5 protein-coding genes are annotated in these 21,579 nt (G+C 40.5%); 1 reads left to right on the top strand and 4 read right to left on the bottom strand.

Annotation, left to right across the window (positions count from 1 at the left end; genetic code table 11):
- Positions 1-32 precede the first annotated feature (32 nt).
- Entirely contained in the window at positions 33-1,157 is a 1,125-nt protein-coding gene (locus D6200_RS01500) for an energy transducer TonB (protein ID WP_053056675.1), read from the top strand.
- Positions 1,158-1,531: 374 nt separating this feature from the next.
- Here D6200_RS01500 and D6200_RS01495 read toward each other — a convergent pair whose 3' ends face one another.
- From D6200_RS01495 to D6200_RS01480, 4 genes are all read right to left on the bottom strand, one after another.
- A complete protein-coding gene (locus tag D6200_RS01495) occupies positions 1,532-2,401 on the bottom strand; it encodes an OmpA family protein (RefSeq protein ID WP_047789147.1) in 870 nt (289 codons plus the stop codon).
- Between the two features lie 138 nt (positions 2,402-2,539).
- Positions 2,540-4,696 carry an OmpA family protein gene (locus tag D6200_RS01490; RefSeq protein ID WP_159432121.1) on the bottom strand — a complete coding sequence of 719 codons (2,157 nt, stop codon included), beginning with the start codon at positions 4,694-4,696 and terminating at the stop codon, positions 2,540-2,542.
- A gap of 10 nt (positions 4,697-4,706) precedes the next feature.
- Positions 4,707-5,627, bottom strand: coding sequence for a PorP/SprF family type IX secretion system membrane protein (locus D6200_RS01485; protein ID WP_073183859.1), 921 nt, complete (start codon positions 5,625-5,627; stop codon positions 4,707-4,709).
- A 43-nt stretch (positions 5,628-5,670) separates the two neighbouring features.
- Entirely contained in the window at positions 5,671-21,453 is a 15,783-nt protein-coding gene (locus D6200_RS01480) for an Ig-like domain-containing protein (protein ID WP_125064359.1), read from the bottom strand.
- Positions 21,454-21,579: the final 126 nt, after the last annotated feature.

The raw sequence follows: 21,579 nt of genomic DNA, 5'->3' as shown, positions 1-21,579 counted from the left end.
AACTAAACCAAACACTTAAAAATAGAGCACACATGATTAAAAAATTCCCCTTAGTAGTAGCTGCTATGCTACTTTCTTTAGCGGCTGTAGGACAAGAAGTATGTACTACTCCAGATGAACAAATCGCTGATCCAAACAGTATCACAAAATGTGCAATTGAAGACACCGAGAGTGGTGCAAAAAAACAACTTTCTATTGAAGTCTCAACCAGAAGACGTGTTGTTCGTAAGAATAAAGAGGCTGTTTCTGCTATAGGTGGAGGTATTAATTCTTCACAAAAAGTAGCTGATATTAAAAAGAAGTCTTTGTTAATTGGTAAACTTGAGTTAGAAGATAATTCTTCAACTATTGAAAAAGTACCTTTTAATTTAGTTGAAGAAATTCCATTGTTTAGTAAGTGTAACAATGTTCCTTTAATAAAGCAAGCAAAGTGTTTTGAAACAAACATGACTAAACATATTATTAAAAATTTCAACTACCCTCAAGACGCCATTGAAGCTGGTATACAAGGAAGAGTTTTAGTTCAATTTACAATCAATGAGCAAGGAAATGTTGAAGATATCTTACTACGTGGACCAAAAGGTGGAGAGTCTTTAGAAAAAGAAGCTGAAAGAATAATTAATAACCTTCCAAACTTTATTCCTGGTAAACATAATGGTAGGACTGTTAAAGTAAAGTACGGAGTTCCTATCACTTTCAAGGCTCCAGGAGCATCAAATAATTCTTCATCTAGTACAACAAGTAAAGTCGTAGCTAAAAAAAGTTCTAATGTAGTAAAAGAAAAAACTATTACTGATTTTGTAAAATTTGTAGAGGTACAAAGTATTCCTCAATTCAAAGCTTGTACAAAAGTTCCTGATATGCAAAAATTAACCTGTTTCAATGAAAGAATGGTTAGTCATATTCAAAGAAACTTTAACTACCCTGCAGCAGCTGCAGAACAAAATATTGAAGGTAGAGTATGGGTTCGCTTTATCATAGATAAAAAAGGAGAGGTAACTAACATAAAAATGAAAGGACCTAAAGATGGTCACTTATTAGAACAAGAAGCTAAGAGAATGGTTTCTAAGTTACCTAAATTCGTTCCTGGAGAACATAATGGAAAAACAGCTAATGTTGAATATTACATTCCTGTTAACTTTAAACTTCATGAATAAGGTATAAAATAACTCTTAAAAGTGTTTAAAAAAGCTTCTAATTATATAATTAGAAGCTTTTTTTAGTTTTTTCCTTTTAAAGTTTTTAAATTTACTAGAATACTCTCCTCTTTTATTTTTTTTATCTCACTATAACACTTATATACCTTTACTCCTATTAAGGTAGAGTTTTCCTCTTTTAATCCTTTATTAGAAAATTACTTTATATACACCTTTTTCTTTTACCTGTTTTAAAGCATAAATGAAGGTTTTCATACTTTCTCTGATTATCTAAACAATATCAAAATAGAACTTAAATTAGGTAAGTTATTAAAGTAATGAGCATAAAAAAAGCCAGCAATAATGCTGGCTTACTTTTTTGTCTTTTTTTCTTATTAAAGCTTAATGTTTTCTTCTGTTGCTAACAAACCAAAAAACTTATCTAAGTTTGGTAAAATTACAATTCTAGTTCTTCTATTTCTAGCTCTATTGCTAGCCGAGTTATTTTCAACAAGTGGCACAGAACTACCTCTACCAGAAGCTATTAATCTACTTGGATCAACGTTGTATTTTTTCTCTAAAAGCCTAACGATAGATGTTGCTCTTTTAACACTTAAATCCCAGTTATCTTGTACAACTGCATTACTAATAGGTCTTGAGTCTGTATGACCTTCTATCATAACATCCATGCTTGGTTCAGAGTTAATCACATCAGCTAATTTTTTTATTAATTTATGTGCATTTTTTTTAACTCTATAACTAGCTGTATTAAATAACATTTTGTCTGAAACAGAAATCATCACAACTGTTTGATCAATGTCAATATTTACATCTTCATCATTTTCTAACTCTGAAGTATTGATAGATTTTTTTAAGTTGTGAGCAATAGCTACATTCATGGAGTCTTTTAACGTTTTAACATTAGCTAACTCAGCTGGATCAACATTTTTAAGCGTTTCTCTCATTTTTTCTTTTACAGAGTTTGAGATTACAGCTGATTTTCCAACCATATCTAGCTTAATGTTATTTTCTTCATGAAGTGTTTCGTTTACACTCTTTAATGAGTTAATTTTTTCATTGTAATCATCAACTCTCTTTTCTATTTTAGCAAACTTAGCTTCTAATTGCTCTTTTTCTAGAGTTGTCTTTTGTAAATTTCCTCTAGTATCATTATACTTTTGTTCAAGTTCTACATACTTCTTTTTTGATACACAAGACGACATTGTTAAAGCCAATACCGCTAAAGGAATAAATAATTTTTTCATAATTAATAATAAATGATAATAAGTTAATGTAACTCTATAACTTAATTTTCGATATATTATTATGTCAGTATAAATAAAAAACTCCTTTAAATAAAGGAGTTTTTTATTTATTGATTTTACAACTATTTAAATAAAATTTTATTTTTTATAGTTTAATTTTACGTTTTTGTTTAACTTTTGACAATCACTATCTTTTTCTTTAAAACATTTATTATCCTCTGGTCTTAAGCTTCTATCAGTTTTTTTTAAGTTTTTGCTTAAAAACTCTAAAAAATTACTTTTTCTTGTCGTAAATCTTCTATTGATCCTTTTCTTTTCTTGTTCCTGTCTTATTTCTATAGATTCACTCCCTTCTACTATATAAAAATATGAACGTCTGTTTAATTGATATTCTTCTTCAGTACACTTTTTTCCGTCTACACAATCATTTAAAGGGTTGTCTTCACCATAACCTATAGCACTTTCAATCCTATTACTTGCAATTCCTCTTGATAATATGTAATCTCTCGTAGATTTTGCTCTTTTATCTGACAAAAACCTATTGTAATCTCTTCTACCTCGACTATCTGTATGTGACTCTATTTTTATCACTAACTCAGGATGATTAGTCATTACTGTTACAATATTTTCTAACTCATACTCTGCATCCTCCCTAATATCATACTTATCATAATCAAAATAAATAGGTTTTATAACTATTTGGTTTCCTATTATTAATGGTGTTAACTTTAAGTTTGCTTTAATTTCTTTATTTCTCTTATTATTAGTTCGAACTATACTTCTATTTGATCTATGATCTAATTTAGTTGCTGTAACTGTATAGGTATTATTACATGGCACATCTTTAAAAGTATAGTTACCTGAACTATCAGAAATTGTTTCTGCTATAACTTCTTTTTCTTTATTAATTAGTTTTACTACAACCGCATCTACCGGAGTATTTGTTTTATTGTTTTCTATTACTCCTTTAACAATTTGTGTACATACTGGTGGGTCCGTATAGATAAAGAAGCTATAAATATCATCATCTCCTTTTCCTTTTTCTCTATTTGACGAAAAGAAACCTCTTTTTCCATTTTCACTTATAAAAAATGAAAAGTCGTCTTTTTTACTATTGAATGGATACCCTAAGTTTTCAGGTGATAAAAATGTACCATCCTCTTTAATCTTTGCTTGAAAAATATCAAGCAGTCCTAAACCTAAATGCCCGTTAGATGAAAAATATAATACATTATCATTTCCTACATACGGAAAGACTTCTTTCTCTGATGTATTTATATCACTTCCTAAATTTACTGGTTCTCCATACTCATCATTTCCTTTTATTTCTACTTTATAAATGTCAGACTGACCATATCCTCCAGGCATATTAGAAACAAAGTATAATGTTTTTTCATCTGGACTTAAAGCTGGATGACCTGTTGAATATTCATCTTTATTAAATGGTAGCTCTTTAACGTTAACCCAATAACCATTAATATAACTGGCTTTATAAATTTTTAAATTAGATATGTTGTTCTTACTTCTCTTTACTTTCTTTCCTTCAGAATTATTTCTTGTAAAATAAATAGTTTTTCCATCTTTTGTAAAGATAGGCGTAGACTCATGAAGTTCAGAAGCTATTGGCTCTCCAAGCTTTTGAACATTACCTAAAACTAAGATAGTGTCTTGCTTACTACCTTCTAATGTTTGTATACTTTCTTCTGCTTTATAAATATTTAAAAATGGTTGATTATTCCACTTATATATTTTTTGTTTTTTTGAGTCGTTAGCTACAGATGATGAGAAATATGCTTTTCCATTCAATAAAAACCCTCCAAATTCTGAATAAGGCGTATTTATAGCCAAGTTTCTTACTCCTATTCTCTTTTCTTTATTAGTGTAGTCTAATAAATAGTTTTCTTTTTTAAGTTCCTCATTTAAACTATTTTTTTGTGCTTGAGTTAATCTTAAAAATATAGAATCTGATTTTTTATACTTTCCATTACTCCTCAAAGCTTGAGCATATTTAAACAAATGTTTTTCTTCCACTTTTTCATTAAAATTTGAAATAAGTTTTTGATACCATATTTCTGCTTCTTCTGTATTTGAATTATTATAGTAAGACTCAGCTAACCTAGTTAACACATGTTGAGAGCTATCTCCTTTAATTAATACTAAATCTTTATATAATTTGGCCGATTGGACATAAGAAAATTCTTCAAAATAACGATCTGCTACTTTTCTACTTTGGCTAAATCCAACTGCAGTAAGCATTAACAATATTGTTAATGTTAGTATCTTTTTTAATTTCATTTCTCTCTTTTTAAAAGAATCTCGGTGACCTATATCTAATATCCTTAAAGATTTCATACTGTAGCATAATTTCGTGTGTCCCAGAATTTGTTACATTATAGTTTGATGTTGTTAAATCATATGAATACCCTATAAGTAAAGAGTCTGTTGCTTGAAAACCTAAAAGTGCACTTACAGAATCATCCCATCTCCAAGAAGCTCCAACTCTAAACTTCTCATTAAATAGTAAATTAGCTGAAATATCTAATGATAGAGGTGCCCCTGAAACTCCTTTTAACAAAGCTGCTGGTTTAAACTTTAAGTCTTCATTTATATCGAAAACATATCCTGCGATTAAGAAAAAGTGCATTCTTTCTACTGCTACTTCTCCTGGAGTTTCAGCATCGTAATGTTCCATTCTTAAAATATTAGGTACCGATAATCCAACATACCATTGTGGTTGATGATAATAAATACCTGCTCCAACAGTTGGTAAGAACTTATTAATATTATCTTGAAAAACAACTTCATCATCTTTATAAGTTCCTTTTGACCAATCTATATTTAATAACCTTCCTCCTAAACGTAAACCAAAGGCTAAATTTCCTTCTGCACCTGTTTGTATATTGTAAGATACATTAGCGTCTAAATATATTTCACTAGATGGTCCTACTTGGTCATTCATTAAGTTAACCCCTAATCCTAACCCAGAATATCCTAAAGGAGTATCGTATGATAAGTTTTGAGTATTGGGAGCTCCCTCAAAACCTACCCATTGCATTCTACCTAATGCAGTAATTACTGTATGCCCTCTAGACCCTGCATAAGCAGGGTTTACATTCATTGTATTGTACATATACTGTGTGTACTGAGGATCTTGTTGCGCATGAATACTTGTAGTTATACAAATACTCATTGTACATATTATAATTAAACTTAAATATAATTTCATTTGATTAATACTTTTATTCATCAGTCTTTTTTATAAATCCAGATTATCTATTAATGTAAATCCAGCCTTTTTTAACTTTACTTCCATTTCCAAGATCTAAAATATAGAAGTATGTTCCAACTGGCAATTTATCGCCTACATTTATATTAGCTCTTCCTTCGGAAATTCCTCTAAACACAACACTACTATTGTTATATCCTTCAGTTTTATATACTGTATTACCCCATCTATTAAAAATTTCAAGAGTATTATTTGGGAAATTTTCAATACAATCAATGTGTAAGTAACTGTTTGCTTCATCTCCATTAGGACTCATTAAGTTGTTTACTTTCACACAAGTGTCATCATTGATTGCATCCCCAAACCCATCAAAACCATCTATAATGTCAGGTATTCCATCTCCATCTGTATCTTCTCCATCTATCACTCCGTTACCTCCATCGTTTGGATCTGTAGGGCTAGAGTTATTATCTGGATTATTAGCATCTCCAAAACCATCTAAACCATCAACACTATCAGAAATTCCATCTCCGTCTGAATCATCTAAAGGGTTTTCCACTTGTCCATCTCCATCTTCATCTAAATTCCCTCCTTCTACAACATCATTTACTCCATCATTATCGCTATCTAAATCTTGATAGTTAGGAACACCATCTCCATCTGTATCTACTGGAGTATCATCTCCATTACCTCCCTCACCAAAATTATTTATATCTCCATCAATACTATCAGAAATTCCATCTTCATCAGAATCTGAACCTCCCATATCATTAGAATCTATAACTCCATCACCATTAGTATCGGAACTTTCATTTCCTCCCTCAATAACATCATTAATACCGTCATTATCACTATCTAAATCTTGATAATCTGGAGTACCGTCGCCATCCGTATCTGGCTCTTCATCATCATCTACAGAATCATCAGCTTGTCCATCTCCATTAGCATCTGTATACCCTGAATCGCCAGAGTCTATAACACCGTCTTCGTTGGTATCTAAATCTCCATTTCCTCCTTCTATTACATCATTAATACCATCATTATCAGAATCTAGGTCTAATGAATCTGGAATTCCATCACCATCAGTATCTACTAAACCATCTCCCTCTTCAACATCTGGAATCCCATCATTATCATCATCTACATCTACAACATCTGATATGCCATCATTATCCGTGTCTTGTAAATAGTATTTATGAGTATTCAAAGCAGATCCTCTATTCCCATCACTATCAATTGAACTTACACTTGCTTCTACTGTCGTGTCTGTGTCAGCAGCTAAGTCTGACCCTGGTACATTGATGCTGTAGTTTCCACTGGCATCTACGGTACCAGTGTAGTTGTTTCCATTGATTACTAAGGTTACCGTGTCGCCGGTATTGAAATCTCCGCCTACTGTTCCAGTGACTGCAATGGTTGTTCCTGCTTCTGTTGCATTGACTATGTTGTCTGCCGTGATGTTGTCTACACTTATGGTAGGAACTGGAGCGGTCGTGTCTACATTATAAACATGATTCGTGTTTGCACTTCCTGCATTCCCCGATCCGTCTGTTGTCGCTACACTTGCTTCTACTGTCGTGTCTGTGTCAGCAGCTAAGTCTGACCCTGGTACATTGATGCTGTAGTTTCCACTGGCATCTACGGTACCAGTGTAGTTGTTTCCATTGATTACTAAGGTTACCGTGTCGCCGGTATTGAAATCTCCGCCTACCGTTCCAGTGACTGCAATGGTTGTTCCTGCTTCTGTTGCATTGACTATGTTGTCTGCCGTGATGTTGTCTACACTTATGGTAGGAACTGGAGCGGTCGTGTCTACATTATAAACATGATTCGTGTTTGCACTTCCTGCATTCCCCGATCCGTCTGTTGTCGCTACACTTGCTTCTACTGTCGTGTCTGTGTCAGCAGCTAAGTCTGACCCTGGTACATTGATGCTGTAGTTTCCACTGGCATCTACGGTACCAGTGTAGTTGTTTCCATTGATTACTAAGGTTACCGTGTCGCCGGTATTGAAATCTCCGCCTACCGTTCCAGTGACTGCAATGGTTGTTCCTGCTTCTGTTGCATTGACTATGTTGTCTGCCGTGATGTTGTCTACACTTATGGTAGGAACTGGAGCGGTCGTGTCTACATTATAAACATGATTCGTGTTTGCACTTCCTGCATTCCCCGATCCGTCTGTTGTCGCTACACTTGCTTCTACTGTCGTGTCTGTGTCAGCAGCTAAGTCTGACCCTGGTACATTGATGCTGTAGTTTCCACTGGCATCTACGGTACCAGTGTAGTTGTTTCCATTGATTACTAAGGTTACCGTGTCGCCGGTATTGAAATCTCCGCCTACCGTTCCAGTGACTGCAATGGTTGTTCCTGCTTCTGTTGCATTGACTATGTTGTCTGCCGTGATGTTGTCTACACTTATGGTAGGAACTGGAGCGGTCGTGTCTACATTATAAACATGATTCGTGTTTGCACTTCCTGCATTCCCCGATCCGTCTGTTGTCGCTACACTTGCTTCTACTGTCGTGTCTGTGTCAGCAGCTAAGTCTGACCCTGGTACATTGATGCTGTAGTTTCCACTGGCATCTACGGTACCAGTGTAGTTGTTTCCATTGATTACTAAGGTTACCGTGTCGCCGGTATTGAAATCTCCGCCTACCGTTCCAGTGACTGCAATGGTTGTTCCTGCTTCTGTTGCATTGACTATGTTGTCTGCCGTGATGTTGTCTACACTTATGGTAGGAACTGGAGCGGTCGTGTCTACATTATAAACATGATTCGTGTTTGCACTTCCTGCATTCCCCGATCCGTCTGTTGTCGCTACACTTGCTTCTACTGTCGTGTCTGTGTCAGCAGCTAAGTCTGACCCTGGTACATTGATGCTGTAGTTTCCACTGGCATCTACGGTACCAGTGTAGTTGTTTCCATTGATTACTAAGGTTACCGTGTCGCCGGTATTGAAATCTCCGCCTACCGTTCCAGTGACTGCAATGGTTGTTCCTGCTTCTGTTGCATTGACTATGTTGTCTGCCGTGATGTTGTCTACACTTATGGTAGGAACTGGAGCGGTCGTGTCTACATTATAAACATGATTCGTGTTTGCACTTCCTGCATTCCCCGATCCGTCTGTTGTCGCTACACTTGCTTCTACTGTCGTGTCTGTGTCAGCAGCTAAGTCTGACCCTGGTACATTGATGCTGTAGTTTCCACTGGCATCTACGGTACCAGTGTAGTTGTTTCCATTGATTACTAAGGTTACCGTGTCGCCGGTATTGAAATCTCCGCCTACCGTTCCAGTGACTGCAATGGTTGTTCCTGCTTCTGTTGCATTGACTATGTTGTCTGCCGTGATGTTGTCTACACTTATGGTAGGAACTGGAGCGGTCGTGTCTACATTATAAACATGATTCGTGTTTGCACTTCCTGCATTCCCCGATCCGTCTGTTGTCGCTACACTTGCTTCTACTGTCGTGTCTGTGTCAGCAGCTAAGTCTGACCCTGGTACATTGATGCTGTAGTTTCCACTGGCATCTACGGTACCAGTGTAGTTGTTTCCATTGATTACTAAGGTTACCGTGTCGCCGGTATTGAAATCTCCGCCTACCGTTCCAGTGACTGCAATGGTTGTTCCTGCTTCTGTTGCATTGACTATGTTGTCTGCCGTGATGTTGTCTACACTTATGGTAGGAACTGGAGCGGTCGTGTCTACATTATAAACATGATTCGTGTTTGCACTTCCTGCATTCCCCGATCCGTCTGTTGTCGCTACACTTGCTTCTACTGTCGTGTCTGTGTCAGCAGCTAAGTCTGACCCTGGTACATTGATGCTGTAGTTTCCACTGGCATCTACGGTACCAGTGTAGTTGTTTCCATTGATTACTAAGGTTACCGTGTCGCCGGTATTGAAATCTCCGCCTACCGTTCCAGTGACTGCAATGGTTGTTCCTGCTTCTGTTGCATTGACTATGTTGTCTGCCGTGATGTTGTCTACACTTATGGTAGGAACTGGAGCGGTCGTGTCTACATTATAAACATGATTCGTGTTTGCACTTCCTGCATTCCCCGATCCGTCTGTTGTCGCTACACTTGCTTCTACTGTCGTGTCTGTGTCAGCAGCTAAGTCTGACCCTGGTACATTGATGCTGTAGTTTCCACTGGCATCTACGGTACCAGTGTAGTTGTTTCCATTGATTACTAAGGTTACCGTGTCGCCGGTATTGAAATCTCCGCCTACCGTTCCAGTGACTGCAATGGTTGTTCCTGCTTCTGTTGCATTGACTATGTTGTCTGCCGTGATGTTGTCTACACTTATGGTAGGAACTGGAGCGGTCGTGTCTACATTATAAACATGATTCGTGTTTGCACTTCCTGCATTCCCCGATCCGTCTGTTGTCGCTACACTTGCTTCTACTGTCGTGTCTGTGTCAGCAGCTAAGTCTGACCCTGGTACATTGATGCTGTAGTTTCCACTGGCATCTACGGTACCAGTGTAGTTGTTTCCATTGATTACTAAGGTTACCGTGTCGCCGGTATTGAAATCTCCGCCTACCGTTCCAGTGACTGCAATGGTTGTTCCTGCTTCTGTTGCATTGACTATGTTGTCTGCCGTGATGTTGTCTACACTTATGGTAGGAACTGGAGCGGTCGTGTCTACATTATAAACATGATTCGTGTTTGCACTTCCTGCATTCCCCGATCCGTCTGTTGTCGCTACACTTGCTTCTACTGTCGTGTCTGTGTCAGCAGCTAAGTCTGACCCTGGTACATTGATGCTGTAGTTTCCACTGGCATCTACGGTACCAGTGTAGTTGTTTCCATTGATTACTAAGGTTACCGTGTCGCCGGTATTGAAATCTCCGCCTACCGTTCCAGTGACTGCAATGGTTGTTCCTGCTTCTGTTGCATTGACTATGTTGTCTGCCGTGATGTTGTCTACACTTATGGTAGGAACTGGAGCGGTCGTGTCTACATTATAAACATGATTCGTGTTTGCACTTCCTGCATTCCCCGATCCGTCTGTTGTCGCTACACTTGCTTCTACTGTCGTGTCTGTGTCAGCAGCTAAGTCTGACCCTGGTACATTGATGCTGTAGTTTCCACTGGCATCTACGGTACCAGTGTAGTTGTTTCCATTGATTACTAAGGTTACCGTGTCGCCGGTATTGAAATCTCCGCCTACCGTTCCAGTGACTGCAATGGTTGTTCCTGCTTCTGTTGCATTGACTATGTTGTCTGCCGTGATGTTGTCTACACTTATGGTAGGAACTGGAGCGGTCGTGTCTACATTATAAACATGATTCGTGTTTGCACTTCCTGCATTCCCCGATCCGTCTGTTGTCGCTACACTTGCTTCTACTGTCGTGTCTGTGTCAGCAGCTAAGTCTGACCCTGGTACATTGATGCTGTAGTTTCCACTGGCATCTACGGTACCAGTGTAGTTGTTTCCATTGATTACTAAGGTTACCGTGTCGCCGGTATTGAAATCTCCGCCTACTGTTCCAGTGACTGCAATGGTTGTTCCTGCTTCTGTTGCATTGACTATGTTGTCTGCCGTGATGTTGTCTACACTTATGGTAGGAACTGGAGCGGTCGTGTCTACATTATAAACATGATTCGTGTTTGCACTTCCTGCATTCCCCGATCCGTCTGTTGTCGCTACACTTGCTTCTACTGTCGTGTCTGTGTCAGCAGCTAAGTCTGACCCTGGTACATTGATGCTGTAGTTTCCACTGGCATCTACGGTACCAGTGTAGTTGTTTCCATTGATTACTAAGGTTACCGTGTCGCCGGTATTGAAATCTCCGCCTACCGTTCCAGTGACTGCAATGGTTGTTCCTGCTTCTGTTGCATTGACTATGTTGTCTGCCGTGATGTTGTCTACACTTATGGTAGGAACTGGAGCGGTCGTGTCTACATTATAAACATGATTCGTGTTTGCACTTCCTGCATTCCCCGATCCGTCTGTTGTCGCTACACTTGCTTCTACTGTCGTGTCTGTGTCAGCAGCTAAGTCTGACCCTGGTACATTGATGCTGTAGTTTCCACTGGCATCTACAGTACCAGTGTAGTTGTTTCCATTGATTACTAAGGTTACCGTGTCGCCGGTATTGAAATCTCCGCCTACCGTTCCAGTGACTGCAATGGTTGTTCCTGCTTCTGTTGCATTGACTATGTTGTCTGCCGTGATGTTGTCTACACTTATGGTAGGAACTGGAGCGGTCGTGTCTACATTATAAACATGATTCGTGTTTGCACTTCCTGCATTCCCCGATCCGTCTGTTGTCGCTACACTTGCTTCTACTGTCGTGTCTGTGTCAGCAGCTAAGTCTGACCCTGGTACATTGATGCTGTAGTTTCCACTGGCATCTACAGTACCAGTGTAGTTGTTTCCATTGATTACTAAGGTTACCGTGTCGCCGGTATTGAAATCTCCGCCTACCGTTCCAGTGACTGCAATGGTTGTTCCTGCTTCTGTTGCATTGACTATGTTGTCTGCCGTGATGTTGTCTACACTTATGGTAGGAACTGGAGCGGTCGTGTCTACATTATAAACATGATTCGTGTTTGCACTTCCTGCATTCCCCGATCCGTCTGTTGTCGCTACACTTGCTTCTACTGTCGTGTCTGTGTCAGCAGCTAAGTCTGACCCTGGTACATTGATGCTGTAGTTTCCACTGGCATCTACGGTACCAGTGTAGTTGTTTCCATTGATTACTAAGGTTACCGTGTCGCCGGTATTGAAATCTCCGCCTACCGTTCCAGTGACTGCAATGGTTGTTCCTGCTTCTGTTGCATTGACTATGTTGTCTGCCGTGATGTTGTCTACACTTATGGTAGGAACTGGAGCGGTCGTGTCTACATTATAAACATGATTCGTGTTTGCACTTCCTGCATTCCCCGATCCGTCTGTTGTCGCTACACTTGCTTCTACTGTCGTGTCTGTGTCAGCAGCTAAGTCTGACCCTGGTACATTGATGCTGTAGTTTCCACTGGCATCTACAGTACCAGTGTAGTTGTTTCCATTGATTACTAAGGTTACCGTGTCGCCGGTATTGAAATCTCCGCCTACCGTTCCAGTGACTGCAATGGTTGTTCCTGCTTCTGTTGCATTGACTATGTTGTCTGCCGTGATGTTGTCTACACTTATGGTAGGAACTGGAGCGGTCGTGTCTACATTATAAACATGATTCGTGTTTGCACTTCCTGCATTCCCCGATCCGTCTGTTGTCGCTACACTTGCTTCTACTGTCGTGTCTGTGTCAGCAGCTAAGTCTGACCCTGGTACATTGATGCTGTAGTTTCCACTGGCATCTACGGTACCAGTGTAGTTGTTTCCATTGATTACTAAGGTTACCGTGTCGCCGGTATTGAAATCTCCGCCTACCGTTCCAGTGACTGCAATGGTTGTTCCTGCTTCTGTTGCATTGACTATGTTGTCTGCCGTGATGTTGTCTACACTTATGGTAGGAACTGGAGCGGTCGTGTCTACATTATAAACATGATTCGTGTTTGCACTTCCTGCATTCCCCGATCCGTCTGTTGTCGCTACACTTGCTTCTACTGTCGTGTCTGTGTCAGCAGCTAAGTCTGACCCTGGTACATTGATGCTGTAGTTTCCACTGGCATCTACGGTACCAGTGTAGTTGTTTCCATTGATTACTAAGGTTACCGTGTCGCCGGTATTGAAATCTCCGCCTACCGTTCCAGTGACTGCAATGGTTGTTCCTGCTTCTGTTGCATTGACTATGTTGTCTGCCGTGATGTTGTCTACACTTATGGTAGGAACTGGAGCGGTCGTGTCTACATTATAAACATGATTCGTGTTTGCACTTCCTGCATTCCCCGATCCGTCTGTTGTCGCTACACTTGCTTCTACTGTCGTGTCTGTGTCAGCAGCTAAGTCTGACCCTGGTACATTGATGCTGTAGTTTCCACTGGCATCTACGGTACCAGTGTAGTTGTTTCCATTGATTACTAAGGTTACCGTGTCGCCGGTATTGAAATCTCCGCCTACCGTTCCAGTGACTGCAATGGTTGTTCCTGCTTCTGTTGCATTGACTATGTTGTCTGCCGTGATGTTGTCTACACTTATGGTAGGAACTGGAGCGGTCGTGTCTACATTATAAACATGATTCGTGTTTGCACTTCCTGCATTCCCCGATCCGTCTGTTGTCGCTACACTTGCTTCTACTGTCGTGTCTGTGTCAGCAGCTAAGTCTGACCCTGGTACATTGATGCTGTAGTTTCCACTGGCATCTACGGTACCAGTGTAGTTGTTTCCATTGATTACTAAGGTTACCGTGTCGCCGGTATTGAAATCTCCGCCTACCGTTCCAGTGACTGCAATGGTTGTTCCTGCTTCTGTTGCATTGACTATGTTGTCTGCCGTGATGTTGTCTACACTTATGGTAGGAACTGGAGCGGTCGTGTCTACATTATAAACATGATTCGTGTTTGCACTTCCTGCATTCCCCGATCCGTCTGTTGTCGCTACACTTGCTTCTACTGTCGTGTCTGTGTCAGCAGCTAAGTCTGACCCTGGTACATTGATGCTGTAGTTTCCACTGGCATCTACGGTACCAGTGTAGTTGTTTCCATTGATTACTAAGGTTACCGTGTCGCCGGTATTGAAATCTCCGCCTACCGTTCCAGTGACTGCAATGGTTGTTCCTGCTTCTGTTGCATTGACTATGTTGTCTGCCGTGATGTTGTCTACACTTATGGTAGGAACTGGAGCGGTCGTGTCTACATTATAAACATGATTCGTGTTTGCACTTCCTGCATTCCCCGATCCGTCTGTTGTCGCTACACTTGCTTCTACTGTCGTGTCTGTGTCAGCAGCTAAGTCTGACCCTGGTACATTGATGCTGTAGTTTCCACTGGCATCTACAGTACCAGTGTAGTTGTTTCCATTGATTACTAAGGTTACCGTGTCGCCGGTATTGAAATCTCCGCCTACCGTTCCAGTGACTGCAATGGTTGTTCCTGCTTCTGTTGCATTGACTATGTTGTCTGCCGTGATGTTGTCTACACTTATGGTAGGAACTGGAGCGGTCGTGTCTACATTATAAACATGATTCGTGTTTGCACTTCCTGCATTCCCCGATCCGTCTGTTGTCGCTACACTTGCTTCTACTGTCGTGTCTGTGTCAGCAGCTAAGTCTGACCCTGGTACATTGATGCTGTAGTTTCCACTGGCATCTACGGTACCAGTGTAGTTGTTTCCATTGATTACTAAGGTTACCGTGTCGCCGGTATTGAAATCTCCGCCTACCGTTCCAGTGACTGCAATGGTTGTTCCTGCTTCTGTTGCATTGACTATGTTGTCTGCCGTGATGTTGTCTACACTTATGGTAGGAACTGGAGCGGTCGTGTCTACATTATAAACATGATTCGTGTTTGCACTTCCTGCATTCCCCGATCCGTCTGTTGTCGCTACACTTGCTTCTACTGTCGTGTCTGTGTCAGCAGCTAAGTCTGACCCTGGTACATTGATGCTGTAGTTTCCACTGGCATCTACAGTACCAGTGTAGTTGTTTCCATTGATTACTAAGGTTACCGTGTCGCCGGTATTGAAATCTCCGCCTACCGTTCCAGTGACTGCAATGGTTGTTCCTGCTTCTGTTGCATTGACTATGTTGTCTGCCGTGATGTTGTCTACACTTATGGTAGGAACTGGAGCGGTCGTGTCTACATTATAAACATGATTCGTGTTTGCACTTCCTGCATTCCCCGATCCGTCTGTTGTCGCTACACTTGCTTCTACTGTCGTGTCTGTGTCAGCAGCTAAGTCTGACCCTGGTACATTGATGCTGTAGTTTCCACTGGCATCTACGGTACCAGTGTAGTTGTTTCCATTGATTACTAAGGTTACCGTGTCGCCGGTATTGAAATCTCCGCCTACCGTTCCAGTGACTGCAATGGTTGTTCCTGCTTCTGTTGCATTGACTATGTTGTCTGCCGTGATGTTGTCTACACTTATGGTAGGAACTGGAGCGGTCGTGTCTACATTATAAACATGATTCGTGTTTGCACTTCCTGCATTCCCCGATCCGTCTGTTGTCGCTACACTTGCTTCTACTGTCGTGTCTGTGTCAGCAGCTAAGTCTGACCCTGGTACATTGATGCTGTAGTTTCCACTGGCATCTACGGTACCAGTGTAGTTGTTTCCATTGATTACTAAGGTTACCGTGTCGCCGGTATTGAAATCTCCGCCTACCGTTCCAGTGACTGCAATGGTTGTTCCTGCTTCTGTTGCATTGACTATGTTGTCTGCCGTGATGTTGTCTACACTTATGGTAGGAACTGGAGCGGTCGTGTCTACATTATAAACATGATTCGTGTTTGCACTTCCTGCATTCCCCGATCCGTCTGTTGTCGCTACACTTGCTTCTACTGTCGTGTCTGTGTCAGCAGCTAAGTCTGACCCTGGTACATTGATGCTGTAGTTTCCACTGGCATCTACGGTACCAGTGTAGTTGTTTCCATTGATTACTAAGGTTACCGTGTCGCCGGTATTGAAATCTCCGCCTACCGTTCCAGTGACTGCAATGGTTGTTCCTGCTTCTGTTGCATTGACTATGTTGTCTGCCGTGATGTTGTCTACACTTATGGTAGGAACTGGAGCGGTCGTGTCTACATTATAAACATGATTCGTGTTTGCACTTCCTGCATTCCCCGATCCGTCTGTTGTCGCTACACTTGCTTCTACTGTCGTGTCTGTGTCAGCAGCTAAGTCTGACCCTGGTACATTGATGCTGTAGTTTCCACTGGCATCTACGGTACCAGTGTAGTTGTTTCCATTGATTACTAAGGTTACCGTGTCGCCGGTATTGAAATCTCCGCCTACCGTTCCAGTGACTGCAATGGTTGTTCCTGCTTCTGTTGCATTGACTATGTTGTCTGCCGTGATGTTGTCTACACTTATGGTAGGAACTGGAGCGGTCGTGTCTACATTATAAACATGATTCGTGTTTGCACTTCCTGCATTCCCCGATCCGTCTGTTGTCGCTACACTTGCTTCTACTGTCGTGTCTGTGTCAGCAGCTAAGTCTGACCCTGGTACATTGATGCTGTAGTTTCCACTGGCATCTACGGTACCAGTGTAGTTGTTTCCATTGATTACTAAGGTTACCGTGTCGCCGGTATTGAAATCTCCGCCTACCGTTCCAGTGACTGCAATGGTTGTTCCTGCTTCTGTTGCATTGACTATGTTGTCTGCCGTGATGTTGTCTACACTTATGGTAGGAACTGGAGCGGTCGTGTCTACATTATAAACATGATTCGTGTTTGCACTTCCTGCATTCCCCGATCCGTCTGTTGTCGCTACACTTGCTTCTACTGTCGTGTCTGTGTCAGCAGCTAAGTCTGACCCTGGTACATTGATGCTGTAGTTTCCACTGGCATCTACGGTACCAGTGTAGTTGTTTCCATTGATTACTAAGGTTACCGTGTCGCCGGTATTGAAATCTCCGCCTACTGTTCCAGTGACTGCAATGGTTGTTCCTGCTTCTGTTGCATTGACAATGTTGTCTGCCGTGATGTTGTCTACACTTATGGTAGGAACTGGAGCGGTCGTGTCTACATTATAAACATGATTCGTGTTGGTGGAACAAGTTGCATATGACAGGAAACTAGCCTCTACTGTCGTGTCTGTGTCAGCGGCTAAGTCTGACCCCGGAACATTGATGCTGTAGTTTCCACTGGCATCTACGGTACCGGTGTAGTTGTTTCCATTGATTACTAAGGTTACCGTGTCGCCGGTATTGAAATCTCCGCCTACTGTTCCAGTGACTGCAATGGTTGTTCCTGCTTCTGAGGCATTGACAATGTTGTCTGCCGTAATATCATTTATAGTTAAGTTAACTACTCCTCCTACAGTAATGGTTGCTGTAGCAGAAGTAGCTTCAGTACAGGCACCACTTTGTACGATTGCACGGTATTGCGTGGTGGTGGTAAGGTTGGTTGCTGTTAAGGTCGTGGTGGTATTGGCAATATCGGTATCAGTGGTAAAGTTATCGGTAGAACTTTCCCAACGGATTATATTTCCTGTCTGTCCACTTAGGGTCAATGTTGTTGAATTGGTTCCGGTACACACATTGGTACTTCCCGCAATGCTTCCTCCTACCGAAGTCGGATCTACAGTAATGGTTGCTGTAGCAGAAGTCGCTTCTGCACAGGCACCACTTTGTACGATTGCACGGTATTGCGTGGTGGTGGTAAGGTTGGTTGCTGTTAAGGTCGTGGTGGTATTGGCAATATCGGTATCAGTGGTGAAGTTATCGGTAGAACTTTCCCAACGGATGATATTTCCTGTTTGTCCACTTAGGGTCAATGTTGTTGAATTGGTTCCGGTACACACATTGGTACTTCCCGCAATGCTTCCTCCCACCGAAGTAGGATCTACAGTAATGGTTGCTGTAGCAGAAGTCGCTTCAGTACAGGCACCACTTTGTACGATTGCACGGTATTGCGTGGTGGTGGTAAGGTTGGTTGCAGTTAAGGTCGTGGTGGTATTGGCAATATCGGTATCAGTGGTAAAGTTATCGGTAGAACTTTCCCAACGGATGATATTTCCTGTCTGTCCACTTAGGGTCAATGTTGTTGAATTGGTTCCGGTACACACATTGGTACTTCCCGCAATGCTTCCTCCTACCGAAGTAGGATCTACAGTAATGGTTGCTGTAGCAGAAGTAGCTTCAGTACAGGCACCACTTTGTACGATTGCACGGTATTGCGTGGTGGTGGTAAGGTTGGTTGCTGTTAAGGTCGTGGTGGTATTTGCAATATCGGTATCAGTGGTAAAGTTATCGGTAGAACTTTCCCAACGGATGATATTTCCTGTCTGTCCACTTAGGGTCAGTGTTGTTGAATTGGTTCCGGTACACACATTGGTACTTCCCGCAATGCTTCCTCCCACCGAAGTAGGATCTACAGTAATGGTTGCTGTAGCAGAAGTCGCTTCAGTACAGGCACCACTTTGTACGATTGCACGGTATTGCGTGGTGGTGGTAAGGTTGGTTGCAGTTAAGGTCGTAGTGGTATTGGCAATATCGGTATCAGTGGTAAAGTTATCGGTAGAACTTTCCCAACGGATGATATTTCCTGTCTGTCCACTTAGGGTCAGTGTTGTTGAATTGGTTCCGGTACACACATTGGTACTTCCCGCAATGCTTCCTCCCACTGAAGTCGGATCTACAGTAATGGTTGCTGTAGCAGAAGTCGCTTCAGTACAGGCACCACTTTGTACGATTGCACGGTATTGCGTGGTGGTGGTAAGGTTGGTTGCTGTTAAGGTCGTGGTGGTATTTGCAATATCGGTATCAGTGGTAAAGTTATCGGTAGAACTTTCCCAACGGATGATATTTCCTGTCTGTCCACTTAGGGTCAGTGTTGTTGAATTGGTTCCGGTACAAACATTGGTACTTCCCGCAATGCTTCCTCCCACCGAAGTAGGGATAATTGTAAGGGATGCTTCATCTGAAGCTAAAGTCTGACAGGTGTTAAGTGTACTTGTTACTATTAACCTATATTTATTATTGGAAGCTGTTATTGGTGGATTGGTTAAGGTTAATGCAGGGGTAGTTGCATTGCTATATATTCCTCCATTAGATATACTATTCCAAGCTCCGACACCTCCTACTTGCTCTAGCCATTGATATACCAATCCAGTTGTAGTACTTGTACTACCACTGTAATCCGGATTTGTTCCTGGGGCGGTTCCTGTATAAGTAGTTGTACTTAAAGAGCTTGCTGCGGCTGTAAAAGTAACATTGCTCCCTAAACATATAGTACTATCACTTGGTTGTGTGTCCATTTGTATTTGAGTAGCAACAATTTCATTACCTGTGGTCTCTTGTCCTTGATCACCTCCTATATCTGATGCTCCAGAAGCATTTACAAGGTTAGGAACTCCATTGCTATCGATACTTCCTTGAGCTGCTATATCTATTCTTCCATTTCCGTCTAACTGACCAGAAGAAACATTTTCACTTGCTTCTACTGCATCAAAGCACCCATCATTATCACTATCTAAATCTAAATGATTCGGAATCCCATCATTGTCGGAATCTAACAGACAGCTTAATCTAGAGAATGGTAAGTTTCTTCTTGATATGGATGGGCCTTCATATTCTACAGATAAATTTTCTGCTCCTGTTCTTTCATAAAATAACACTTCGAGTTCATGGACTCCTGATTTAAGAGTTATTTGACCACTTCGTGTTTGACTTGCATGTGGTCCGTCGTTGTCAACGACTTCTATACCATTTATAAACAGTTTAGACCCATCATCAGATGTTGTATAGAACGTATAAGCCCCATCTGTATCTATTCTTAACAACCCTTTGTATCTAACACTAAATGTTTCATGATCCCCTGGGGTATGTAGCGCCCACAGTTGATCTACATTAAAATTAGTACTTGTTCCTGTTGCTAAAGCCCCTGTAGTTGGTATATCGTCTACTGTATTTGATAATGGATAGGAATTATAAAACTCATAACTGATAGTTCCTGTACAATTATTTTCCTCCGTATCTAAAATACCATCATTATCATCATCCAAATCATCTCTATCTGCAACATTATCTCCATCACTATCTGCTAAAACTGTTACTGTTACTATAGCTGTATCACAATTTGTTGAAGGTTGACATAAACTATATACTAATTCATATACACCAGCTGGCACACCAGGTGCTACAGAAACTTCTCCTGTATTTGTGTTTAATGTTATTCCTGGGTTTTCAGAACTAACTTCTGATAGTTCTACTCCTGATGCTGATGGATTAGTTATACCTGCTACGGTATCATTTGTTAACACATTTGCTACAGCTACTCCCCCATTTGTACTTACTATTTCTCCAAAATCATCTTCTGCAACTATAATAGGTACACCTCCAACTCTTGTAATAAATACTCCTGAGTCAAAACTTGAATCGGTCACATCTGCAATAGCTATTTTCATATGGTATGTTATACCTGGTGTCAAATTTATATTTGCTGTTAGTTTTCTAGTAATACCATTAAACTCTACACCAATAGGAGTGGCTCCAGGATTGTTGTTTAAAGGACCAGCATTATTTGGGTCAGCGTCATTATCTAAAACATGTCCATTATTAATATATAATGCACCTTGCGACAAATCAGGAGTAATACCTGGATAGTTTGCTCCACCTCCTGAATACCCTCTAAAACCTGCATTTATGTTATTAATTGCTACTGGGTTTGTAGTACCGGGTACCTGTGCTAAGTTTGCACCTGGTGCCATATTTGGTATTGTTGGATCTAATCCAAATGGATCTGTCACGAAAAAACCAAAAACATCATTAAAAGGAGACCCTACATAATCTGGGTATTCTTCTGAACCAAATTGATACTCTAAAAGAACTCCTGTATAATTTGGCAATGCTCTAAAATCAAATTCAAAAACAACTACATCTCTAGTTGCTTGAGAATCTATAGCTGTTAAATCAGCATCTATATGATCTGTTCCAGAAGCATTTACAGACAACCCTGTTTCATTATTTGTAACAAAAACCTGATTAACATTAGATGTTGTAAAAGCTATACCTCTATCAAGTTCTAAGTTAGCTCCTCCATCTCCATTTGTAAAAAGAGCTATTTGATTTGTTGCGCCTCTAGTGATAACAGGGTTTGTTATTACTACTCCTGCAGACTGTAACTCTGTTGCTATTTCTAAAGCTGTAGGATTAGGCGTAACTGCTACTTGAGCCCTTACGTGCACTATTACACTTAGAAAAATTAAGGTTAAAAAGAATTTAATATCTTTTCTTGTTATAAAGTTATTTGAAATGTAACTCTCCCCCATATTAATACATTTTATTTTATATATACAATTTTATTCCTTGAAATTCTTCAAGACTTTTATTCTTAATAAACAATACAGTGGGATACAAAAAAGCCCCACACAAAAACATTAAGTTGCTCTTATACA

This window comes from Tenacibaculum mesophilum, from assembly GCF_003867075.1.
Lineage (GTDB): Bacteria > Bacteroidota > Bacteroidia > Flavobacteriales > Flavobacteriaceae > Polaribacter > Polaribacter mesophilus.
The sequence above is the reverse complement of the archived record's forward strand: the minus strand, read 5'-3'. Positions and strand labels throughout refer to the sequence as shown.